Here is a 259-nt window from a genome sequence, read left to right as displayed (position 1 = left end):
CGCCGTCAACACTGTCGCCATAGAAGCCAAAGTACCGGCCATCGTGGAAACAGCCGTGGATGGTGTCCGGCTGGAACCGTTCCCGCCAGTCCTCCGGGTTGATGATGTTGCGGGTCATCAGGTCCGCCCGACCGCCAGCGATACGCACCAACCCATCCGGCGAGGCGTAAAGTGCCATATCCCCCATATCCACCATGCTGCGTTTGCTGATGCAAGCGTGTGCCGTATCCAGCCGTTCCAGGGTCATGGCACTGGGTTC

At 61.0% G+C, this 259-nt stretch carries 1 protein-coding gene; it reads right to left on the bottom strand.

Translation table 11 applies throughout. The features are described 5' to 3' along the window. Positions 1-259: hypothetical protein (locus AK963_RS34635; RefSeq protein WP_202969993.1), on the bottom strand; the 259-nt coding region annotated here is incomplete at both ends.

The organism is Endozoicomonas atrinae (assembly GCF_001647025.1).
In the GTDB taxonomy this organism is placed as follows: Bacteria; Pseudomonadota; Gammaproteobacteria; order Pseudomonadales; family Endozoicomonadaceae; genus Endozoicomonas; species Endozoicomonas atrinae.
The sequence above is the reverse complement of the archived record's forward strand: the minus strand, read 5'-3'. Positions and strand labels throughout refer to the sequence as shown.